Genomic DNA, 1,995 nt, shown 5'->3' with positions numbered 1-1,995 from the left:
AGCCTTGTCCACCTGAAGTGGCCCAAGCCAGTGCATTACCTTGACGATCGGTAATCGTAACAATGGTGTTATTAAAAGACGCATGGATATGGGCAACGCCCTCCGATACTGAACGACGAGTCACTTTTTTGCGACTACGAGTGTCTTTAGCCATCTTTTAGCTTCCTAAGTTAATTATCTTTTGAGAGGGCGTGTCGGACCCTTACGAGTACGAGCGTTGTTCTTGGTGTTCTGACCTCTAACTGGTAGGTTACGGCGATGGCGGATGCCACGGTAACAACCAAGATCAACCAAGCGCTTGATATTCATTGACACTTCACGACGAAGATCACCTTCAGTCATGTAATTTGCAACTTGTGCACGGATAGCATCTAACTGTGTATCATCTAACTGGCTAACTTTAGTAGTAGGGGCAATGCCAACTGCTTCTAAGATTTTCTGAGCAGTGGTACGACCTATACCAAAGATATAAGTTAGTGAAATAACAGCATGCTTATTATCCGGAATGTTTACGCCGGCAATACGAGCCATTGATTTCTCTCCATTAAAGAAAAATTTCCTTATTGTTTGAATAAGGGGGTATTCTTCAGATTTGTTGCTGTCGATACCAAAGCTTTTATAATTATTATCGCTGCTTCAACTTGATAACAAGTCTCTTCATTGACCATTTTATAAAAGATTTTGCATAAACTACGGCAAGTGGCGGATGATATCGCATCCGCCGTTATTTTTCAAGTATTAATTGTATAAATCCAATAAGCGTGACGCTTTATGTCTTTAGAACATTAACCTTGACGTTGCTTGTGGCGAGGTTCTGCGGTACAAATAACATGTACACGGCCTTTACGGCGCACAACTTTACAGCTACCACAAATCTTCTTAACTGATGCTTGAACTTTCATAGCATACTCCTTTGAGATATCGTACCGCTCATTTAAGGTTGAGTGGGCGATTGAATTAACGTCTGATCATGATATTGATGGGTCATCAAATGCGCTTGGATTTGCGAGATGAAGTCCATTACCACAACCACCATAATCAGTAATGACGTACCACCGAGTTGAAACGGCACACCAAACGATGACTGCACGACCATTGGCATTAAACAAATAACCGTCATATACATCGCGCCAATAAAGGTCAGTCGGTTTAATACATGATCAAGGTAACGCTGAGTTTGTTGTCCGGGGCGAATACCTGGGATATACGCACCACTACGTTTAAGGTTTTCAGCAACTTCACGCGGACTAAATACCAATGCCGTGTAAAAGTAACAGAAGAAAATAATCATTGCGCCAAACAGAACCAAATACAGCGGCTGCCCTGGAGACAACACCAATGCCATATTTTGTAATATCTTTTGTGTAAAGGTAGGATCAGCCGATTGACCAACCCACTGCCCCAAACTTGCTGGAAACAACAATAACGAGCTGGCAAAAATAGCGGGAATAACCCCTGCCATATTTAGCTTAAGCGGCAAATGCGACTGCTGCTGAGCATATATCTTGCGACCTTGTTGTTGCTTCTGCGCATAGTTTACTGGGACACGGCGCTGGGCACGTTCAATATAAACGATACCAGCAGTCACTGCGATGCCTAGCAATACGAAGATAAAAAGCACAATCAAGTTCATCTGTCCTTGATTGACCTGTTCGATAGACTGCGAAATCATACCTGGCGTACCAGCCACAATACTCGCAAAGCTGAGCATTGAGATACCATTACCCACGCCGCGTTCTGTAATCTGCTCACCGAGCCACATTAAGAACATAGCGCCTGCTACCAATGAGGTAACCGCTGGAATATAAAAAGTCAAACCAGTAGATAAGGTAAGATTCTGACTGATTAAGCCAGCACACATTCCTAATGACTGTACTAGTGCCAATGCAAGTGTCCCTTGACGGGTGTACTTGTTTAGCTTGCGTCGTCCCGCTTCGCCTTCTTTTTTGAGGGCTTCAAGCGATGGCAATACCGCAGACATCATCTGACCGATAA

At 43.6% G+C, this 1,995-nt stretch carries 4 protein-coding genes; all 4 read right to left on the bottom strand.

Translation table 11 applies throughout. The features are described from left to right. The coding region (gene rpsK / locus V7D75_RS14610; RefSeq protein ID WP_333615148.1) for a 30S ribosomal protein S11 at positions 1 to 154 on the bottom strand (154 nt) is incomplete at its 3' end. 20 nt (positions 155 to 174) lie between these two features. After that, positions 175 to 531, bottom strand: a complete 357-nt coding sequence (gene rpsM, locus V7D75_RS14605) for a 30S ribosomal protein S13 (protein WP_058025564.1) — start codon at positions 529 to 531, stop codon at positions 175 to 177. Positions 532 to 785: 254 nt separating this feature from the next. Next, a complete protein-coding gene (gene rpmJ / locus V7D75_RS14600) occupies positions 786 to 902 on the bottom strand; it encodes a 50S ribosomal protein L36 (RefSeq protein ID WP_011279805.1) in 117 nt (38 codons plus the stop codon). 32 nt (positions 903 to 934) lie between these two features. Then, the coding region (secY, locus tag V7D75_RS14595) for a preprotein translocase subunit SecY (RefSeq protein WP_333615147.1) at positions 935 to 1,995 on the bottom strand (1,061 nt) is incomplete at its 5' end.

Source organism: Psychrobacter sp. (genome assembly GCF_036731945.1).
Taxonomy (GTDB): domain Bacteria; phylum Pseudomonadota; class Gammaproteobacteria; order Pseudomonadales; family Moraxellaceae; genus Psychrobacter.
This window is presented reverse-complemented; position numbering and strand designations above follow the sequence as displayed.

What these genes read in the sequence shown, in the direction of transcription:
- rpmJ (WP_011279805.1), bottom strand. Translation starts at nt 902, where the DNA reads ATGAAAGTTCAAGCATCAGTTAAGAAGATTTGTGGTAGCTGTAAAGTT.
- rpsM (WP_058025564.1), bottom strand. Translation starts at nt 531, where the DNA reads ATGGCTCGTATTGCCGGCGTAAACATTCCGGATAATAAGCATGCTGTT.